This is a genomic window from Niallia sp. XMNu-256 (genome assembly GCF_036670015.1).
Classification (GTDB): Bacteria; Bacillota; Bacilli; order Bacillales; family Cytobacillaceae; genus Bacillus_BD.
On the sequence record NZ_CP137636.1, the window covers coordinates 70,422 to 90,000 of the forward strand.

Annotated in this window: 21 protein-coding genes (1 of these 21 running past the window's edge); all 21 read left to right on the top strand. The window is 38.2% G+C overall.

Annotated elements, in window-relative coordinates:
- Window position 1: 1 nt before the first annotated feature.
- Window positions 2–1,456, top strand: a complete 1,455-nt coding sequence (gene mazG, locus R4Z10_RS00315) for a nucleoside triphosphate pyrophosphohydrolase (RefSeq protein ID WP_338471281.1) — start codon at window positions 2–4, stop codon at window positions 1,454–1,456.
- A 16-nt stretch (window positions 1,457–1,472) separates the two neighbouring features.
- The gene (locus tag R4Z10_RS00320; protein WP_338471282.1) at window positions 1,473–1,739 is read left to right on the top strand and encodes an RNA-binding S4 domain-containing protein; all 267 of its coding nucleotides are present in this window, start codon (window positions 1,473–1,475) and stop codon (window positions 1,737–1,739) included.
- Window positions 1,740–1,843: 104 nt separating this feature from the next.
- On the top strand, window positions 1,844–2,146 hold the full coding sequence (gene yabP / locus R4Z10_RS00325; RefSeq protein ID WP_338471283.1) for a sporulation protein YabP: 303 nt from the start codon (window positions 1,844–1,846) through the stop codon (window positions 2,144–2,146).
- Window positions 2,143–2,772, top strand: a complete 630-nt coding sequence (yabQ, locus tag R4Z10_RS00330; RefSeq protein WP_338471284.1) for a spore cortex biosynthesis protein YabQ — start codon at window positions 2,143–2,145, stop codon at window positions 2,770–2,772. The genes yabP and yabQ overlap by 4 nt, the downstream gene beginning before the upstream one ends.
- Before the next feature lie 14 nt (window positions 2,773–2,786).
- Window positions 2,787–3,218 carry a septum formation initiator family protein gene (locus tag R4Z10_RS00335; protein WP_338471285.1) on the top strand — a complete coding sequence of 144 codons (432 nt, stop codon included), beginning with the start codon at window positions 2,787–2,789 and terminating at the stop codon, window positions 3,216–3,218.
- A gap of 85 nt (window positions 3,219–3,303) precedes the next feature.
- Window positions 3,304–3,789: a S1 domain-containing RNA-binding protein gene (locus R4Z10_RS00340; protein ID WP_338471286.1), complete on the top strand. Its 486-nt coding sequence runs from the start codon at window positions 3,304–3,306 to the stop codon at window positions 3,787–3,789.
- A gap of 327 nt (window positions 3,790–4,116) precedes the next feature.
- The gene (gene spoIIE, locus R4Z10_RS00345) at window positions 4,117–6,591 is read left to right on the top strand and encodes a stage II sporulation protein E (RefSeq protein WP_338471287.1); all 2,475 of its coding nucleotides are present in this window, start codon (window positions 4,117–4,119) and stop codon (window positions 6,589–6,591) included.
- Between the two features lie 61 nt (window positions 6,592–6,652).
- The gene (locus R4Z10_RS00350; RefSeq protein WP_338471288.1) at window positions 6,653–7,387 is read left to right on the top strand and encodes a VWA domain-containing protein; all 735 of its coding nucleotides are present in this window, start codon (window positions 6,653–6,655) and stop codon (window positions 7,385–7,387) included.
- Window positions 7,359–8,363: a protein kinase family protein gene (locus R4Z10_RS00355; protein ID WP_338473129.1), complete on the top strand. Its 1,005-nt coding sequence runs from the start codon at window positions 7,359–7,361 to the stop codon at window positions 8,361–8,363. Before R4Z10_RS00350 ends, R4Z10_RS00355 begins: the two co-directional genes overlap by 29 nt.
- Before the next feature lie 144 nt (window positions 8,364–8,507).
- Window positions 8,508–9,935, top strand: a complete 1,428-nt coding sequence (gene tilS / locus R4Z10_RS00360; protein ID WP_338471289.1) for a tRNA lysidine(34) synthetase TilS — start codon at window positions 8,508–8,510, stop codon at window positions 9,933–9,935.
- Window positions 9,936–10,028: 93 nt separating this feature from the next.
- Complete coding sequence (gene hpt / locus R4Z10_RS00365) at window positions 10,029–10,577, top strand: hypoxanthine phosphoribosyltransferase (protein ID WP_338471290.1); 549 nt, start codon at window positions 10,029–10,031, stop codon at window positions 10,575–10,577.
- A gap of 128 nt (window positions 10,578–10,705) precedes the next feature.
- Complete coding sequence (gene ftsH / locus R4Z10_RS00370) at window positions 10,706–12,667, top strand: ATP-dependent zinc metalloprotease FtsH (RefSeq protein WP_338471291.1); 1,962 nt, start codon at window positions 10,706–10,708, stop codon at window positions 12,665–12,667.
- 116 nt (window positions 12,668–12,783) lie between these two features.
- Complete coding sequence (locus R4Z10_RS00375) at window positions 12,784–13,569, top strand: type III pantothenate kinase (RefSeq protein WP_338471292.1); 786 nt, start codon at window positions 12,784–12,786, stop codon at window positions 13,567–13,569.
- Window positions 13,570–13,620: 51 nt separating this feature from the next.
- Window positions 13,621–14,499: an Hsp33 family molecular chaperone HslO gene (gene hslO, locus R4Z10_RS00380; RefSeq protein WP_338471293.1), complete on the top strand. Its 879-nt coding sequence runs from the start codon at window positions 13,621–13,623 to the stop codon at window positions 14,497–14,499.
- Between the two features lie 108 nt (window positions 14,500–14,607).
- A complete protein-coding gene (gene cysK / locus R4Z10_RS00385; protein WP_338471294.1) occupies window positions 14,608–15,534 on the top strand; it encodes a cysteine synthase A in 927 nt (308 codons plus the stop codon).
- A gap of 136 nt (window positions 15,535–15,670) precedes the next feature.
- Window positions 15,671–16,504, top strand: a complete 834-nt coding sequence (gene folP, locus R4Z10_RS00390; RefSeq protein WP_338471295.1) for a dihydropteroate synthase — start codon at window positions 15,671–15,673, stop codon at window positions 16,502–16,504.
- Window positions 16,497–16,859 carry a dihydroneopterin aldolase gene (gene folB / locus R4Z10_RS00395; protein WP_338471296.1) on the top strand — a complete coding sequence of 121 codons (363 nt, stop codon included), beginning with the start codon at window positions 16,497–16,499 and terminating at the stop codon, window positions 16,857–16,859. The genes folP and folB overlap by 8 nt, the downstream gene beginning before the upstream one ends.
- A gap of 1 nt (window position 16,860) precedes the next feature.
- On the top strand, window positions 16,861–17,385 hold the full coding sequence (gene folK / locus R4Z10_RS00400; RefSeq protein ID WP_338471297.1) for a 2-amino-4-hydroxy-6-hydroxymethyldihydropteridine diphosphokinase: 525 nt from the start codon (window positions 16,861–16,863) through the stop codon (window positions 17,383–17,385).
- Entirely contained in the window at window positions 17,337–17,540 is a 204-nt protein-coding gene (locus R4Z10_RS00405) for a helix-turn-helix transcriptional regulator (RefSeq protein WP_338471298.1), read from the top strand. Before folK ends, R4Z10_RS00405 begins: the two co-directional genes overlap by 49 nt.
- A 31-nt stretch (window positions 17,541–17,571) precedes the next feature.
- On the top strand, window positions 17,572–18,570 hold the full coding sequence (dusB, locus tag R4Z10_RS00410; protein ID WP_338471299.1) for a tRNA dihydrouridine synthase DusB: 999 nt from the start codon (window positions 17,572–17,574) through the stop codon (window positions 18,568–18,570).
- Window positions 18,571–18,780: 210 nt separating this feature from the next.
- Window positions 18,781–19,579, top strand: the 5' portion of a protein-coding gene (gene lysS / locus R4Z10_RS00415; RefSeq protein WP_338471300.1) for a lysine--tRNA ligase. The gene runs 686 nt beyond the window's last position; the window shows 799 of its 1,485 coding nt (coding positions 1–799); its start codon is at window positions 18,781–18,783; its stop codon lies off the right edge, out of view.

Here is a 19,579-nt window from a genome sequence, read left to right on the forward strand (position 1 = left end):
AATGAAAAAAATTAATATTGTTGGACTTGGTGCAGGGGATCTGGATCAACTTCCATTAGGAGTATACAAAACATTAAAAAGTGGACTTCCTGTATATTTACGAACAAAGGAACATCCAGTTGTGGCTCAATTAGAAGAGGAAGGCTTTACCTATCAATCCTTTGACCACATTTATGAAAATCAGTCCCAATTTGGAGCGGTTTACGAGGAGATATGTGAAACTCTTCTTTCCGTCGAGGAGGATGAGCTCATCTATGCCGTTCCAGGACATCCGCTTGTCGCCGAGAGAACGGTTCAATTATTGTTGCGATCCGGCGACAAACGCGACGCCACGATTGAAATAACCGGTGGACAAAGTTTCTTAGACGATATGTTTCGTGTGTTACGAATTGATCCAATTGAAGGGTTTCAATTACTTGATGCTACTGATTTAAAGCCAGAAGAGATACAATTAAGACAACATATATTAATAGGCCAAGTATACGATTCCTTTATTGCCTCCAACGTTAAACTTACTTTTATGGATAAGTTGCCATATAACTATGATGTTTATTTAGTTACGGCCGCAGGTAGTAAAGAAGAAAAGATTCGTAAAATCCCACTTGTTGACCTTGACCGTGAAACTGAAGTAAATAATTTGACGACGGTGTACATACCACCGGTTCAACAAGGGACGCTTCTCTATAAGGACTTTTATAAATTGAAAGACATTATTGCGGAATTAAGAGGTCCAAATGGTTGTCCATGGGATTTAAAGCAAACCCATGAATCATTGAAAAGGTATCTAATAGAAGAAGCCTATGAAGTTATTGAGGCGATCCAAGAGCAAGATGTCGATCATTTAGTCGAGGAACTTGGAGATGTGTTATTACAAGTTCTGTTACATGCACAAATTGGAGAGGACGATGGTTACTTCACCATTGATGATGTTATTGAAGGATTATCGGCAAAAATGGTTAGGCGCCATCCCCATGTGTTCGGTGATTCTATAGCAGAAACGGCAGAAGATGTCGTGAAAACTTGGCGGGAAATCAAACAAGAAGAAAAAGGCAAAGAACAAGAATCGCTTTTGGATGAAGTGGGTAAGTCGTTGCCAAATATCTTGCGGGCCTTTGAACTTCAGAAAAAGGCAGCGAAGGTTGGTTTTGACTGGCCTGATATCAGTGGTGCCTGGGATAAGTTAATGGAAGAGATTCAAGAGTTTAAACAAGAAATTACGCAGGAACAACACGAAAAAGCGCTGAAAGAGTTTGGAGATATTTTATTTGCCTTTATAAATATCGCTCGTTTCTATGGAATTAATCCAGATGAAGCATTATTTACGACAAATCAGAAATTCAGCAACCGTTTCCGTTATGTAGAGCAAAAGGTAATGGAGAGCAGTAAGCCTTTTTCCCATTATACGTTAGAGGAACTAGATGGTTTTTGGGATGAGGCAAAGAAGTTAGGGTTATAGGAAGGATGTGTAAGCGTTGAGACTAGATAAATTTTTGAAAGTATCTCGATTAATTAAACGGAGAACATTGGCAAAAGAGGTTTCTGATCAAGGCAGAATTCTCGTCAATGGGATACAGGCAAAAGCGAGTACAAATGTGAAGGTTGGAGATGAATTAACCATTCGTTTTGGACAAAAGGTGGTAACGGTTAAAATTGAACGAATACTAGAAACAACAAAAAAAGAAGAAGCAGCTGAAATGTATTCTGTTGTTAAAGAAGAACGCGTACCAACAGAATCTTAAGCCGTTTAACTCTCTTTTGCTCTTTCAATTTCTGTTCTAATTGCCATCGTTTTTCATACACTTGTACAAAAGGGTTGTACAATGTGATTGAGAGGGATGAATGCATGAGCCAATTTTATGATAGTAATTCTACAAAGGGTACGATGCAAGAACATGATGTTGTCATGAAAGGGAGAAGGCTTTTAGATATTACGGGTGTTAAGCAGGTAGAAAGCTTTGATAACGAAGAATTTTTATTAGAAACTGTGATGGGTTTTCTCGCCATTAAAGGGGAAAATCTTACGATGAAAAATCTTGATGTGGACAAGGGGATTGTCTCGATCAAAGGAAAAATCTTTGACCTGGTTTATATTGACGACCATAGCGGAGAAAAGGCTAAAGGCTTCTTTAGCAAGTTATTTCGATGACACTAAGTACACAATTTATGACCATGTTGGCAATGGTCGGCATGGGAACTTTTTTTGGAGCTGCCCTTGATACGTATAATCGCTTCTTACAGAGAAGTAAAAGAAAAAGCTGGTTAACGTTTATTAACGATGTATTATTTTGGGTTTTTCAAGGGCTGCTCATCTTTTACGTATTATTTCAGGTAAACCAGGGTGAATGGAGATTTTATATCTTTCTCGCATTAATATGTGGCTTTGCCGCTTATCAAAGTTTATGTAAAAGCTTGTACTTAAATCTATTAGAAAGACTCATCATTTTTACAGTTTCAACATACAAACTAATCGTAAGGTTATTTCGTCTATTAATCTATAAACCCATCCGAACGCTTGTTACTCTCATCATTTCCTTCGTCATTATGCTTGGGAATGGTTTATATACGATATTGAAATGGATTTTAATGGTTATTTGGTCTGTTGTTCGACAAGCAATTAAGTTTATTATGTGGTTTTTATCCCTTTTTTGGAAACTTGCCCCAAAACCGCTTAAAAAATACGTCGAGAAGATATATAATAAATTGGAAGGAAATTTACGTAAGATCAAGAATTCTATTAATAAATGGGTTTCTCGTTGGAAGAAGGAAAAGTAAGGAGGGTTGCTGAAGTGGGTGACAACAAGAAAGACAACATTACAAAAATCCAAACAAATTATGCACTACAACATGAAGAAGGTCAAATCAGTGTTGCAAGGAGAAAAAAGCTATTATATCGAAGGTTAACAGCTTTCTTTGTTCTTGTTGCGATTGTAACCTATATTATGGTTTCAACACTCATTTCACAAACCTCAACGATCGCAGAGAAGAAAGAAGAACAAGAAAAGGTTAAACAAGAACTTGCTTCCTTAAAACAAGAAGAAATTCTTTTAAAAGAGGAAATTGTAAAATTAAATGATGATGATTACATTGCAAAGTTAGCTAGGAAGGAATACTTTTTATCGGATGAGAACGAAATCATCTTTACTCTTCCTAGGGAAAAGGAAAAGGAAAAGGGTAAAGAAGAGGAAGAAAAAGAGGAAGAGGAAAAATCTTCAAGGTAAGCACTGTATTGCACTCTTTGGTATCATTCGGTATAATATAGTATAGGTATTATTCTGCATATTTTTAAGGAGGAAATTTTTTTTTATGTCAATCGAAGTAGGCAGCAAGTTACAGGGAAAGGTAACCGGTATTACTAATTTTGGAGCGTTTGTGGAGCTGCCAGAAGGCTCAACTGGACTTGTTCACATCAGTGAAGTTGCGGACAACTATGTAAAGGACATTAATGACCATTTAAAAGTGGGCGATGTTATTGAGGTCAAAGTCATTAATGTAGAAAAGGACGGGAAAATCGGCCTTTCAATTAAAAAGGCAAAAGACCGACCAGAAAGACCAGATCGACCAGATCGACCAGAAAGACCGGCAAGAAATGATAGGGGAGATCGTGGTGATTCTAGAGGGGGTCATTCAGGTCGTCCACGTCAAGGGAGATCAAATGATAACCACCGTGCTCCAAAGGAAAACTTTGAAGCAAAAATGGCACGCTTTTTAAAAGATAGCGAAGACCGATTATCTTCTCTTAAGCGTAACACCGAATCAAAGCGTGGTGGAAGAGGCGCAAGAAGAGGGTAACTTGTTGCTGATTTAAATAAAGAATAGGGTTTATCATGATATTCCCTTAAGGCAAATTCATAATGAATTTGCCTTATTTTTTTTAGTGTTAGGCACCCCATTCAATGGAGGATGTCTGACACTTTTTTTATTTGTCCCATTTAGTTGACTGCTTTCGATATCAAGCCTTTGGTTTCCTGTTTATATTTCTGGGAAAAACAGTTATTTTTCCGCTTTTACTAGAAATGAGTCGAACGAAAATGTAGGGCTTGTCTGCCATTTTGACAAACTTCTAATCTAGTGGACTATATAATGTTTAAAAATACTTGTATAGGGAGTGTAGCTATAGTGGAAAAGGTGGAACAAAACTTCATTGAACCAATCAGGGAAGTTGACTTTGTCAAGCCATTTAAAATAGAGAATCCCTTTAAAAACTTCCAGGCGAAAATGGAAAACTTTTTTCTTAAAAAGGGCTATATCCTGCTTTTTTTATCGTTTTTACTTGGACGATCTCTCATCCTAGCTCAATTGACGCCATTTAGTGTACCGTTTTTTGCAGCTGTATACTTAATTAGAAGAGATAAAGCTCCTCTTGTGCTAGTGGGATTAATCGCTGGGGCTGCTACACTGTCCATTGGTACAGCCATATCTACTTTTGCCATTACCGTCTTATTTTTACTAATATACCGGGGAACGAAAAAGTGGTTAATGAATGAAGTGAAACTTATACCTTATTATGTATTTTCTGTTTTGTTACTTGGAAGTCTTGCTGAAGGGTATTTATTCTCAGATTCATTTACGATGTATGAACTAATGATGGCTGGTGTCGAGTCAAGTCTAGGCTTTATATTAACCCTCATTTTTATTCAAAGTCTTCCACTCCTAACCATTTCAAAGCGAAGGCAATCCTTTAAAACCGAAGAGATTGTTTGTTTAATTATATTACTGGCTTCTGTTATGACGGGAACCATCGGATGGACGGTATATGATTTGTCGATTGATCATATTTTTTCTCGTTATCTTGTCATACTATTTGCTTTTGTAGCTGGTGCAACGGTAGGTTCAACGGTTGGGGTCGTAACAGGTCTTATTTTTAGTTTATCTAGCGTAGCTAGTTTTGCCCATATGAGTTTACTAGCTTTTGCTGGGTTACTAGGGGGTCTATTAAAAGAGGGAAAAAAACTGGGGGTATCTATTGGGTTATATATTGCTACATTACTCATGGCGATGTATGGAGATGGCACAGCAGTATTAGTCAATACATTGTTAGAAACAACTGTAGCAGTTGTTTTATTGCTCCTTACACCAAAAAGTATTACCTCAAAGCTCGCCAAATATATTCCTGGAACGATTGAATATTCTCAAGAGCAGCAACAATATATGCGAAAAATGCGAGATGTTACTGCCCAAAGGGTTGAACAATTTTCTAATGTGTTTCAGGCGTTATCCCGTAGTTTTTCCAATCAAAATGAACCCAATGAGTGGGGGGATGATGAAAGGGAGTTAGATTACTTTTTAAGTAATGTAACAGAAAGAACTTGTCAGCTATGTCACCGTAAAGAGCAATGTTGGACGAGGAACTTTAATACAACCTATGATTATATGAAAGAGATTATGCTTGAAATGGAACAAAAGGATGGAGCGGTTACCCAAAAGTTATATAGAGAGTGGGACACCCATTGTGTGAAACCGAAAAAGGTCATTGAGATTATGTCACAGGAATTAACCTTCTATCAGGCGAATCATAAGCTAAAGAAACAGGTAAGGGAATCAAGACGACTTGTGGCCGAGCAATTGCTAGGCGTTTCAGAGGTCATGGGGAATTTTGCTAGTGAAATCCAAAAAGAACGGGAGAACCATCACCGTCAAGAGGAACAAATCCATGAGGCTCTCCAGGATTTTGGAATTGAGATTGAAAATGTAGAAATTTATAGTCTTGAGCAAGGAAATATTGACATTGATATGACTATTCCTAATTATGAAGGGCATGGAGAATGCGAAAAATTAATTGCCCCGATGTTATCCGATATTCTAGGAGAAACAATATTAGTAAATTCAGAGGAGTATTCAGAGTATCCAAATGGCTATTACCATGTTACGTTCCGATCTGCTAAAGCGTATACAGTTGAAACAGGAGTTGCCCATGCAGCAAAGGATGGTGGTCTTATTTCAGGTGACAGTTACTCCACCATTGAGATTGGCTGTGGAAAATATGCGGTTGCCATTAGTGATGGGATGGGGAATGGTGAACGCGCCCATATAGAAAGCCAGGAAACTCTAGGGCTCTTGCAGCAAATTCTCCAATCAGGAATTGAGGAAAGGGTAGCCATTAAATCGGTCAACTCTGTATTATCCTTAAGAACAACGGATGAAATTTTCTCAACCTTAGATTTGGCAATGATTGATTTACAAAATGCATCAACTAGATTTCTGAAAATTTGCTCAACACCTAGTTTTGTAAAAAGAGGGGACAAGGTCACCAAAATTCATGCTAGCAATTTACCAATGGGAATTGTTGATGAATTTGAAGTAGACGTTGTTAGTGAGCAATTAAAAGCAGGAGATCTGCTTATTATGATGAGTGATGGTGTCTTTGAAGGTCCAAAGCATGTAGAAAATTATGATTTATGGATGAAACGTAAAATAAAAGAATTAAAAACCAATGACCCTCAGGAGATTGCGGATTTAATTATGGAGGAAGTAATCCGTTCGGGCTCAGGATTTATTGAGGATGATATGACCGTTGTTGTTGCGAAAATCAAGCACAACACACCAAAGTGGACTTCCATTCCAGTTCCTCAGTTTAAACAAAAGGCAAACTAATGTATAAATCACCCTCCAATGGTGAAAAATGGTAACATTTCATATTTTGGAGGGGAACTTGATGAAGACTGGAACGCTGAAGCAAATTTTACTAATCACGGATGGCTGTTCAAATCAAGGAGAAGATCCCATTGCAATCGCTGCGCTTGCAAAAGAGATGGGCATTACAGTAAATGTTATTGGGGTTATGGAACATGATGTAATTGATGAACAAAGCGCTAAAGAAATTGAGGGAATTGCACTGGCTGGTGGTGGCGTAAGCCAAATCGTTTATGCTCAGAAATTGTCACAAACCGTTCAAATGGTGACAAGAAAGGCAATGACTCAAACCCTTCAAGGTGTTGTTAATCGAGAGTTACAGCAAATCCTTGGCAAGTCCCAAACCATAGAAGATCTTCCACCTGAAAAAAGAGGGGAAGTGATGGAAGTTGTCGATGAGCTCGGAGAAACCGTAGAGGTTGAGGTTCTGATTCTTGTTGATACATCAGCAAGCATGAAGGAGAAACTTCCAACAGTGAAGGAAGCGCTCCTTGATTTATCATTAAGTTTAAACGCCCGAAGTGGGGAAAATCGTTTTTCCGTCTTTGTATTTCCCGGGAAAAAGGGTGAAGTGGATAAATTATTAGACTGGACCCCAAAACTGGAATCGTTAACAGGTATTTTTTCTAAGTTAACAACCGGTGGAATTACCCCGACAGGGCCAGCTGTTAATGAAGCGATTCGTTACTTTAAGAAAAAACGGTCATTGAGGAGCTTGTTATCCCGTGATGATGAATTCTTCGAAGAGTCGATTTAATGTCCAGCCGGGAACGGTCATAGAGGGTAAGTGGCATAAAAATCGATACACCATTATAAACGAATTAGGATTTGGGGCAAATGGGATTGTCTATCTTGCAAGGAACAAAAATGTTCAAGTTGCATTAAAAATGAGCGATAATGGGATGTCGATAACATCTGAAGTGAATGTGCTCAAATCCTTTGCAAAGGTCCAAGGATCAGCCCTTGGGCCTTCTTTGTTGGATGTAGATGATTGGCAAGTAAACGGCGGCCAAATTTCCTTTTATGTAATGGAGTATATCGAAGGGCCTGACTTTTTAACATTTATTGAAAAAAAGGGAAGCTCATGGCTACCGGTCCTGATTCTACAATTACTAGCAGATTTAGAAAAACTCCATCATAATGGTTGGGTTTTTGGGGATCTAAAACCGGAAAATTTAATTGTGACGGGGCCGCCGTCGCGTATCCGTTGTATTGATGTCGGTGGCACTACCCTCCAAGGAAGAGCCATTAAAGAGTTTACTGAGTTTTATGACAGAGGGTATTGGGGTCTAGGATCGAGAAAGGCAGATCCGAGTTATGATCTATTTGCCGTAGCTATGATCATGATTAATTCTGCTTATCCGAAGCGTTTTAATAAAAAACAAGGTGGAATCACTCAATTACGCCAAGCTATTAATAATAGTAAGTTATTACAAAAATTTGAGCCTGTCATTTTAAGTGCCCTACAAGGACAGTACTTGAGTGCTGGCGATATGAGAGATGATTTATTGCATCTCGTTAAAGCAAAAACTAGCAAGGCGACAGCAGGAACTAGACAAACAAGACAAACTAGGCAAACCAGGCAAACCCATTCGGTCAACACAAATCCTCAAAGAAATCGGGTGAGACAAAACCAGAAAGGAAGGAAGAAAAAGGGATCGCTAGAAACGGTTTTAATCCTTGTTATTGTGATGCTATTCTATGCCTTCTATATATTCGGAGAACTCATCTGAAATAGTTTTGAAAAAATATTAATATAAATGAAAAAAGTTCTGGTTAATCTTTTGTTTTTTTGATAGAAACTGATATCCTTATAAACAAGGAACTGGATTTATTAGGGTTAACGGACAGTGAAGCCCACTGATGGAAGTTTCAATTTGATTAAAGACGATTACTTTTTTAAGGAAGAAATGCAAATGGAAGAAAAGGTTGACCAGTTTTTAAAACAGAAAGGATTTACATTTGCCGGGAAACGGGTTCTAGTCGGGGTATCTGGCGGACCGGATTCCTTAGCTTTGTTAAACTACCTCTTAAATAAACATCAGGATATCACACTTGTCGTCGGTCATTTAGATCATATGTTTAGAGGAGAGGAGTCTCTGCAAGACGCAAAATATGTAGAACAGTTTTGCCAAGTAAGAGGAATTCCCTTTAAGATGAAAAGGGTAGACGTACCTGAGTATATGGAGAAAACAGGAAAGAGTCCAGAAGTTGCAGCCCGAGAATGTAGGTATCAGTTTTTTGCAGAAGTGATGAAAGAATACCATCTTTCACATTTGGCACTGGCCCATCATGGGGATGATCAAATTGAAACCATTCTAATGAGGCTTACTAGAGGCAGCTCTGGCAGTGCTCGAGCTGGAATTCCATTTATGAGGCCATTTGAAAAAGGGACGATTGTCAGGCCATTCTTAGCCTTAAGTCGTCAAGAAATTGAACAGTATTGCATGGAGCATCACTTACATCCTCGTCATGACCCAAGTAATGATAGTGATAGCTATCTACGCAATCGGTTTCGAAAATATGTTTTACCCTTTTTAAAAAAGGAAAATAACAATGTACATGAACATTTTAGACGGTTTAGTGAGGATCTGCTGCTTGATGAAGAATGCCTTCAGGAATTAACGAAGCAAAAGATGAATACAGTATGGAGAGAGAAGCATACCGATAAAGTAACCATTGATTTAGATGCATTTCAGAAGTTGCCGCTGCCTTTACAAAGAAGAGGGATTCAACTAATATTAGATTATCTTTATGAACATAGACCACAAGCATTATCTGCTATACATATTGATTCCTTCTTTTCATTAATAGCTAGTGAAAATCCTTCTGGAAGACTAGATTTCCCTTCAGGATTGAAGGTTATTCGTTCCTACCGATTATGTCACTTTCTATTTTTGGTTGACAATCATCCAAACTTCCATTATGTTTTGACGGAGCCTGGTGAATGTATACTTCCAAATGGTGACCAGATTACTATTCAATGTATTAAAACTCCTGTAGAAACAAACTCTAACAACATTCTGCTAAATAAAAGTGATGTTGCATTCCCGGTCATTATTCGAACAAAGGAACAAGGGGATCGCATGAGTTTAAAAGGAATGGGAGGAACGAAAAAACTTAAAAGTATCTTTATCGATCACAAAGTTCCAATTGCTGAGAGAGAAGAATGGCCAGTTGTTACAGATGGTAAAAATCGTATACTGTGGCTGCCAAGATTAAAAAAATGCCACAATGCAGACACTTTAAATAATGATAAGGAACCATATATCCTTATCACCTATAAGGAGAAGCGGCAATCATAATGTTTCAATTTCTATATTCAGGCAACACATCTCTAAAGGTTATTATTTAACAAATACATATAAGCATTGATCATCTAGGGGGTTTAACGAAGTATGAAAAACGATATTGAAAGAATATTAATATCGGAAGAGGAAATCCAAAAAAAGGTTACAGAATTAGCAGAGCAGCTGACAAATGATTATCAAGACCGTTTTCCACTTGCAATTGGGATTTTGAAAGGTGCAACCCTATTTATGGGAGACCTTCTGAAAAGAATGGATACTTATCTTGAAATGGACTTTATGGATGTTTCAAGTTATGGTAAATCAACTGTTTCATCAGGTGAAGTTAAGATCATTAAAGACTTAGATGCATCTGTTGAAGGTCGTGATATTCTAATCATTGAGGATATCATTGATAGTGGTTTAACACTGAGCTATTTAGTTGAACTATTTCATTATCGAAAAGCAAAATCGGTTAAAATCGTTACTTTATTAGATAAACCAACAGGTCGAAAAGCTGATATTCAAGCGGATTATGTAGGGTTTAGTGTGCCTAACGCATTTGTCGTTGGATATGGTTTGGACTATGCTGAACGCTATCGTAATCTACCTTATATTGGTGTATTAAAACCAAAAATATATAGTGATACAGAGGAATAATTATTTTATTAGTATTCATATATTATAAACTTGATTTTACTTGGTTTTACAAGTGTAAATCCTTGTAATAGTAGGATTTTCTATGGTACTATACACTATAGTTTCTTGACCGTGGGAGGAGGTAAGGGATGAATCGGATTTTCCGTAATACGATCTTTTATTTATTAATCTTTTTAGTCATCATTGGCGTTGTTAGTTTCTTTAATGGCGGAAATCAGCCGACTGAGAACTTAACTTACAATCAATTTATTGAAAAGCTTGAAAATGGTGAGGTAACAAAACTGACCACACAGCCTGAACGCGGAGTATTAGAAGTTCGCGGTGTGCTAAAGGGTTATGAAGAAGGGAAACAATTTATTACCTATGTCTCTAATACAGACAGTGAAAATGAACGCATAAATTCCTATGCGGCAAATATTACTGTTGATAAATTACCTGCTAAAGAGACAAGTGGTTGGGTAACCTTCTTTACATCGATTATTCCCTTTGTGATTATCCTGCTTTTATTCTTCTTCTTAATGAACCAGGCTCAAGGCGGCGGTAGCCGAGTGATGAACTTTGGTAAAAGTAAAGCAAAACTTTACAGCGAGGATAAGAAGAAAGTTCGCTTTAAAGATGTTGCTGGTGCAGATGAAGAGAAACAAGAACTTGTCGAAGTCGTTGACTTTTTGAAAGATCCACGAAAATTCGTTGAACTTGGAGCAAGGATTCCAAAAGGGGTACTATTAGTTGGACCACCAGGTACTGGTAAAACATTATTAGCTAGAGCAACTGCAGGGGAAGCAGGAGTTCCTTTCTTCTCAATCAGTGGTTCTGACTTTGTTGAAATGTTTGTCGGTGTCGGTGCATCTCGTGTTCGTGACTTATTTGAAACTGCAAAGAAAAATGCTCCATGTATTATTTTCATTGATGAAATTGACGCTGTTGGTCGTCAACGTGGTGCTGGTCTTGGTGGTGGACATGACGAACGTGAACAAACGTTAAACCAATTACTTGTTGAAATGGACGGATTTGGAGGCAATGAAGGAATCATAATTATTGCTGCAACGAACCGTGCTGATATTCTAGACCCTGCCTTGTTACGTCCAGGTCGTTTTGACCGTCAAATTACGGTAGATCGCCCTGATGTGAGAGGTCGTGAAGCTGTATTAAAAGTACATGCTCGCAATAAGCCACTTGCAGAAGAAGTGAATTTGAAGGCAATTGCTCAACGTACACCAGGTTTCTCTGGTGCAGATCTTGAGAACTTATTAAATGAGGCAGCTCTTGTGGCAGCGCGCTCAGATAAGAAGAAAATTGATATGACCGATATTGATGAAGCAACAGACCGTGTCATTGCCGGACCTGCTAAGAAGAGCCGTGTTATTTCCAAAAAGGAACGAAATATTGTGGCATTCCACGAAGCAGGACATGTTGTAATCGGACTCATGTTAGATGATGCTGAAATTGTCCAGAAAGTTACGATTGTTCCTCGTGGTCAAGCTGGTGGATATGCCGTTATGCTTCCAAAAGAAGACCGTTACTTTATGACAAAACCTGAACTACTTGATAAAATCACAGGTCTACTTGGAGGCCGTGTTTCTGAGGACATCGTCTTTGGTGAAGTGAGTACAGGGGCTCATAATGACTTCCAACGTGCAACAGGAATTGCTCGTCGGATGGTAACCGAATTTGGTATGAGTGATAAATTAGGACCACTTCAATTCGGTCAATCACAGGGCCAAGTATTCTTGGGTCGTGATTTTCATAATGAGCAGAACTATTCAGATGCAACTGCTTATGAAATTGACTTGGAAATTCAACGAATCATTAAAGAATGTTACGAAAAGGCGCGTAAAATCCTTACAGAACATCGTGACAAACTAGATGTGATTGCGAAAACATTGCTTGAAGTAGAAACATTAGATGCGGAGCAAATTAGACACCTGGCAGACCATGGAACCCTTCCGGAACGCCGTAATGGGAATACGATTGATGCTTCCAATGAAAATGTTAAAGTAAATATTTCCAAAAAGGATGAGGAAAAAGGTGAAGACGACTCGACTTCATCTGAATCAACGAATGGACCTCGTTCTGACGACCGTTCATAATAAAAAGGCGCTCTTTAACGGGCGTCTTTTTTCTTTTTTCAGATTATACAACACCATCTTCTTTATGATATGATGTTTTCAGTATTTGAATCTTTCTGGAAAATGTGGTGAATAAAATGATTTTTGTATTTGATGTAGGAAACACCAATACCGTTCTAGGCGTTTATGAACAGGACAAATTAAAATTTCATTGGAGAATTGAAACAAATCGCAGTAAAACTGCAGATGAATATGCGATGACCATTAAAAGCCTTTTTGAACACGAAAATCTATCTTTTTCAGCCATTAATGGCATCATTATTTCTTCCGTTGTTCCTCCGATCATGACGGCATTGGAAAATATGTGCGAAAAATACTTCCATATCCCCCCTTTAATTGTTGGTCCAGGTATCAAAACTGGTCTAAATATAAAATATGATAACCCGCGTGAAGTAGGAGCTGACCGCATTGTAAATGCAGTGGCGGCTATCCATGAATATGGCAGTCCACTAATCATTGTCGATTTTGGTACAGCAACAACATACTGTTATATTAACGAGAAAAGGCAGTACATGGGAGGAGCAATTGCACCGGGAGTTGGGATTTCAACGGAAGCCTTGTATACACGTGCTTCTAAACTTCCTAGAATTGAAATCGCGCGTCCTGATGGAGGAAGTGTCATTGGCAAAAATACGGTCTCAGCCATGCAATCTGGAATTCTCTATGGCTATGTAGGACAAGTAGAGGGAATTGTAAAAAGAATGCAAGCAGAGTGTCAGCAGAGATTGACCGTAATTGCAACTGGTGGTTTGGCTGGTCTAATTGCTCAAGAATCCAATGTGATTGATATTGTTGATCCCTTTTTGACTTTAAAGGGTTTGCAGCTTATTTATAATAGGAATCTGGAAACCCTAAAGAGATAAGGTATAGTAATAGTTAAAATAATATTTATTGGTTTTGGAAGGAGATATTAGATGGGAGACTATTTAGTTAAAGCACTTGCTTACAACGGACAAGTACGCGCTTATGCGGTTCGTAGTACAGAAACAGTCGGGGAGGCACAACGTCGACATTATACATGGCCGACAGCCTCTGCTGCGCTGGGAAGAGCGATGACTGCCACGGTTATGATGGGGGCAATGCTAACCGGTGAAGATAAACTTACAGTCAAAATCGAAGGTGGCGGACCTATTGGCCATATTTTAGTTGACAGTAATGCAAAAGGGGAAGTTAGAGGTTATGTTTCCAATCCACAAACACATTTTGATTTAAATCAACATGGTAAATTGGATGTTAGAAGAGCTGTAGGAACAGATGGAAATTTAACGGTTGTAAAGGATATCGGATTACGGGATTATTTTACCGGACAAGTTCCGATCGTATCAGGTGAATTAGGTGAGGATTTTACGTACTATTTCTCAACTTCTGAGCAAACCCCCTCTGCAGTAGGTGTTGGAGTCCTCGTAAATCCGGATAATTCCATATTGGCTGCAGGTGGTTTTATCATTCAATTAATGCCTGGTACGGAAGATGAGACGATTACAAAAATTGAAAAACGATTAAGCGAAATCCCGCCGATTTCAAAGCAAATTGAAAAAGGGTTATCACCTGAGGAACTATTGATTGAAGTTTTAGGAAAAGACGAAGTCAAATTCCTTGAAAAGATGCCAGTTTCCTTTGCATGTAACTGTTCCAGGGAGAGATTCGGGAGTGCCATTATTGGTCTTGGAAAGGCAGAAATCCAAGATATGATCGATGAAGATGGTCAAGCAGAAGCCCATTGTCACTTCTGTAATGAAAAATATATATACCCTCAGGAAGAATTAGAAGTCTTTAAGAATGAATCAAAATAGCCATAAAGTATGAGTTTTTTCCCAATAAGTAATTGACAATTTTAACAATTGCTGATAAATTTAAATAAAACCAATATAAATACTCGGAAATGGGAAAGGGTGCTATTTATGGCTAAAACTTATAATTCAATAACAGAATTAATCGGTGGAACTCCAGTCGTTAAGCTAAATCATATTGTTGATACAGATAGTGCAGATGTATACTTAAAGTTAGAATATATGAACCCAGGTAGTAGTGTTAAAGATCGTATCGCTCTTGCAATGATCGAAGCTGCGGAACAAAGTGGGAAGTTAAAAGCTGGCGATACAATTGTTGAACCTACTAGTGGGAATACTGGTATTGGTTTGGCATGGGTAGCCGCTGCAAAAGGTTATAAAGCAGTATTAGTTATGCCAGATACAATGAGCTTAGAACGTCGTAATCTGCTTCGTGCTTATGGTGCCCAACTTATCTTAACTCCAGGAGCAGAAGGAATGAAAGGTGCAATTGCAAAAGCAAATGAACTTGCGGAGCAACATGGCTATTTCATCCCTCAACAATTTGAAAATCCTGCAAACCCAGAAATTCACCGTCATACAACAGGAAAAGAACTAGTAGAACAATTTAGCGATGGTCTTGACGCGTTTGTGGCAGGAATTGGTACGGGTGGAACTATTACTGGAGCCGGAGAAGTTCTAAAAGAAAAATTCCCTGAAATTAAAGTGTATGCGGTTGAACCATCTGACTCACCTGTCATTTCTGGTGGAAAACCAGGTCCACATAAAATTCAAGGGATTGGAGCAGGTTTTGTTCCAGAAGTATTGAATACAGGGATTTATGATGAAGTTATTACCGTGACAAATGACGAGGCTTTTGAAGCTTCTCGCCGTGTAGGTCAAGAAGAAGGAATTCTAGGTGGTATTTCTGCAGGTGCTGCTGTCCATGCAGCGTTAAAGGTAGCAAAACAACTTGGAAAAGGGAAAAAGGTAGTAGCAATTATTCCTGATAACGGTGAACGTTACTTAAGTACTGCTCTATTCCAATTTGAAGATTAATTTATACGATGATACAGAGGCTCTCCTATCATAAGGAGAGTCTCTTTTTACGTTTACTGGTTTTTCTTTTTTAGTTTTTTATATTATCATAATAGGATTAAAGGAAATGCCAATTTTTTATTAATAGAGGTGTAATATGTCTAATCAAATTATTCAATGTGGTTCTTATACACTTGACTACGGAAAGAAATCACTCATTATGGGAATTTTAAATGTAACTCCAGATTCCTTTTCAGACGGTGGAAAGTATAATTCCATTGACCATGCTGTGCAACATGCGCTAGAAATGGTTGAAAATGGAGCAGATTTAATTGATATTGGAGGGGAATCAACCCGTCCTGGTTATACACCGATTTCAGTTGATGAGGAACTAAGCCGTGTAGTTCCAGTTATAGAGGCGGTAAAAGAGGCGGTACCTGTCCCTTTATCCATTGATACTTTTAAAGCTGAAACAGCAAGAGGTGCTATTAAAGCGGGAGCTCATATTATCAATGATATTTGGGGAGCAAAAGCTGATCCAAATATGGGAAATGTGGCTGCAGAGTTACAAGTACCAATTATTCTTCAACATAATCGTGATAATCAAGACTATCAATCCTTTTTCAGAGATACGCTAAATGATATTTTTGAAAGTATAGCTATTGTGAAAAAAGCCGGTGTCAAGGATTCTCAAATCATATTAGATCCAGGGATTGGATTTGCAAAAGATGCCTATGATATTGAAATGATGAGAAATCTAGATAAGTTTACCGGACTAGGCTATCCTGTTTTATTAGGGCCTTCACGCAAAAGAATGATTGGAAATGTATTAAACCTTCCAGTAGATCAGCGTATGGAAGGGACGGGAGCGACAGTCTGTTATGGTATCCAAAAAGGCTGTCAGATTTTCCGTGTTCATGATGTGAAGGAAATAAGCAGAATGGCAAAAATGATGGATGCTTTAATGGGAAAGGGAGATCAAGTTGGATAAAATCTATGTGAATGGGATGGAGTTCTATGGGTATCATGGAGTTCTTCCTGAAGAAACCGTCCTAGGTCAGCGATTTGTAGTTGATCTAGTCGTAGAAACCGATTTTAAAAAGGCAGGAGTATCTGATGATTTACACGAGTCTATTAGCTATGTCGACCTTTTTCAAATTTGTCAGGAAATCGCTGAAGGAAGACCTTATAAATTGATTGAAGCAGTTGCAGAAAAAATAGCCCAACAGATTTTAAACCAATTTGAAAAGGTTAATCAAGTAACGGTAAAAGTAATTAAACCGAATCCGCCTATTAAGGGGCATTATCAATCGGTCGCAGTAGAAATTGTTAGGGGTCGTGTTTAAGATGAATCAAGCGTATATTTCGTTAGGTTCAAATATTGGTAATCGATCCAATTATTTAAAGGAAGCCTTAGAAGCTTTAGCTACTACATACCCAATAGAGTTGGTAAATGTATCCTCCATTTATGAAACGGTCCCAGTAGGGTATACGGAACAGGATTTGTTTTTAAACATGGTAGCCCAGTTAAAGACAGAGTTATCAGCGTTTGAACTTTTAGATGCCTGTTTAGATACCGAGAAAAAGCTAGGTAGAAAAAGGGAAATCCATTGGGGGCCCCGAACAATAGACCTTGACATTTTATTGTTTAATGAAGAAAATATTAAAACTGAGAAACTTGTTATTCCTCATCCCCGTATGTTTGAACGATCATTTGTTGTTATTCCATTACTGGAGATCAGTCCGGATACGATCATTCCATCGCAGAATAAGCCATTAAGTAAGATCGTCGATGAGTTAACTGATAAAGAAGGGGTTCAAATATGGAAAGAGAAAAATGGGGAAGACGTATTCGCGCTTTTCGAAAACTAAAGGGATTTACTCAGGAAAGTTTTGCAAGAGAGCTGGGTGTCTCGGTTTCGATGTTAGGTGAAATAGAAAGAGGAAATCGACTGCCTACGTTTGCGTTGATCGAAAAAATGTCCAGCTTACTTGGGATCAGTATAGATGAATTAAGGCCAATCTAGAAATACGAGCGGTTAAATGGAGGATGGATATATGCTAAAAATAGGCAATATTGAAATGAAAAATCCTGTCGTATTAGCTCCAATGGCAGGAGTTTGTAATGCTGCTTTCCGTTTAACGGTTAAAGAGTTTGGGGCCGGTCTTGTTTGTGCGGAAATGGTAAGTGATAAAGGAATTTTATATAAGAACGAAAAGACATTGAATATGTTGTTTATAGATGAGCGAGAAAAGCCGTTAAGCCTGCAAATCTTCGGCGGAGAAAAAGAAACATTAGTTGAAGCGGCTAAATTTGTAGATAAAAATACAAATGCAGATATTATTGATATCAATATGGGGTGTCCTGTACCGAAAATTACAAAGGTTGATGCAGGGGCTAAGTGGCTTTTAGATCCTAATAAAATTTACGAAATGGTTTCTGCTGTTGTAGATGCAGTCGAGAAACCTGTAACAGTCAAAATGAGAATGGGTTGGGATGAAAACCATATCTATGCTATTCAAAATGCACTAGCAGTTGAGCGGGCAGGTGGAAAAGCGGTTGCTCTTCATGGACGTACACGGGTACAAATGTATGAAGGGACATCAAACTGGGATATCATCCGTGAAGTAAAACAATCTGTGAACATCCCGATTATTGGCAATGGGGATGTTGCTACACCTCAAGATGCTAAAAGGATGCTTGAGGAAACTGGTTGTGATGGGGTTATGATCGGTCGGGCTGCATTAGGAAATCCATGGATGATTTATCGTACTGTTAAATATTTAGAAACAGGTGAATTAATGGGTGAGCCATCCTCCCAGGAAAAAATTGATGTCTGCATGCTTCACCTTGATCGTCTTATTGATTTAAAAAATGAAAAAGTCGCCGTAAGGGAAATGCGAAAACATGCAGCATGGTATTTAAAAGGAATTAAAGGAAGTGGCCGTATTCGAAATGCAATTAATGAGTGCGATACAAGAGACGGGCTCGCTTCCCTGTTATATGGATTAGTTGAGAATGTTGAGGAAGTAGAAACCCAAACTCAGGTTGGTTAATAAGGGAAAACTGTCAGATGGTGATCTGGCAGTTTTTGTTTATATCTCGGAATTGAGTTAAAATACTAGTTAAAGTGGCCTTTCATCGTTAAATTTAAGATTAAAACTTTTATGATTGCTATACTTTGTGTAAAATGATAAAGTATGCAATTTGAACTGATTGATTTATTAGCTTACATATAAAAGAATTGATTATAGGAGATGAACGAAATGAGTCATGAAGAAATAAATGACCAAATGCAGGTTAGGAGGGAAAAACTAAACGATTTACGTGAAAGAGGACTTGATCCATTCGGTAAACGATTTGAACGCTCTCACCTCGCAACAGAAATTGTTGAAAAATACGGAGAGGTAGAAAAAGAAGAGTTAGATAATCAAAATGTTGAAGTTACCATTGCGGGTCGTGTAATGACAAAACGCGGTAAAGGGAAAGCAGGTTTTGCTCATATTCAGGACTTAAGTGGACAAATACAAATATATGTTCGCCAAGACGCAGTAGGTTCTGAGCAATATGAAATCTTTAATCTTGTTGATCTAGGAGATATCGTTGGAATAACTGGACAAGTTTTTAAAACAAAAGTCGGGGAATTATCAGTTAAAGCTACAAGCTTTACTATTCTGACGAAATCACTGCGCCCATTGCCAGAAAAGTTCCACGGCTTAAAAGATGTAGAACAAAGATATCGCCAACGCTATTTAGATTTAATTATGAGTCAAGATAGTAAACAAACGTTTATTACAAGAAGTCAAATTATCCGTTCAATGCGTAACTATTTAGATAGCAATGGTTACCTAGAAGTAGAAACCCCAATGATGCATTCCATTGCTGGCGGAGCAGCAGCTCGACCATTTATCACCCATCATAATGCTCTGGATATGGAGTTATATATGCGAATTGCCATTGAACTCCATTTAAAACGACTAATTGTTGGCGGAATTGAAAAGGTTTATGAAATCGGCCGTGTATTTCGTAATGAAGGGGTCTCAACTAGACATAATCCGGAATTTA

Bases quoted from the DNA above. Each gene is read 5' to 3' on its own strand.
- folP (WP_338471295.1), top strand. From the start codon at position 15,671: ATGTCTAATCAAATTATTCAATGTGGTTCTTATACACTTGACTACGGA.
- dusB (WP_338471299.1), top strand. From the start codon at position 17,572: ATGCTAAAAATAGGCAATATTGAAATGAAAAATCCTGTCGTATTAGCT.
- yabP (WP_338471283.1), top strand. From the start codon at position 1,844: ATGAGCCAATTTTATGATAGTAATTCTACAAAGGGTACGATGCAAGAA.
- mazG (WP_338471281.1), top strand. From the start codon at position 2: ATGAAAAAAATTAATATTGTTGGACTTGGTGCAGGGGATCTGGATCAA.
- hslO (WP_338471293.1), top strand. From the start codon at position 13,621: ATGGGAGACTATTTAGTTAAAGCACTTGCTTACAACGGACAAGTACGC.
- yabQ (WP_338471284.1), top strand. From the start codon at position 2,143: ATGACACTAAGTACACAATTTATGACCATGTTGGCAATGGTCGGCATG.
- hpt (WP_338471290.1), top strand. From the start codon at position 10,029: ATGAAAAACGATATTGAAAGAATATTAATATCGGAAGAGGAAATCCAA.
- R4Z10_RS00405 (WP_338471298.1), top strand. From the start codon at position 17,337: ATGGAAAGAGAAAAATGGGGAAGACGTATTCGCGCTTTTCGAAAACTA.
- R4Z10_RS00350 (WP_338471288.1), top strand. From the start codon at position 6,653: ATGAAGACTGGAACGCTGAAGCAAATTTTACTAATCACGGATGGCTGT.
- ftsH (WP_338471291.1), top strand. From the start codon at position 10,706: ATGAATCGGATTTTCCGTAATACGATCTTTTATTTATTAATCTTTTTA.
- R4Z10_RS00355 (WP_338473129.1), top strand. From the start codon at position 7,359: ATGATGAATTCTTCGAAGAGTCGATTTAATGTCCAGCCGGGAACGGTC.
- folK (WP_338471297.1), top strand. From the start codon at position 16,861: ATGAATCAAGCGTATATTTCGTTAGGTTCAAATATTGGTAATCGATCC.
- cysK (WP_338471294.1), top strand. From the start codon at position 14,608: ATGGCTAAAACTTATAATTCAATAACAGAATTAATCGGTGGAACTCCA.
- R4Z10_RS00340 (WP_338471286.1), top strand. From the start codon at position 3,304: ATGTCAATCGAAGTAGGCAGCAAGTTACAGGGAAAGGTAACCGGTATT.
- R4Z10_RS00375 (WP_338471292.1), top strand. From the start codon at position 12,784: ATGATTTTTGTATTTGATGTAGGAAACACCAATACCGTTCTAGGCGTT.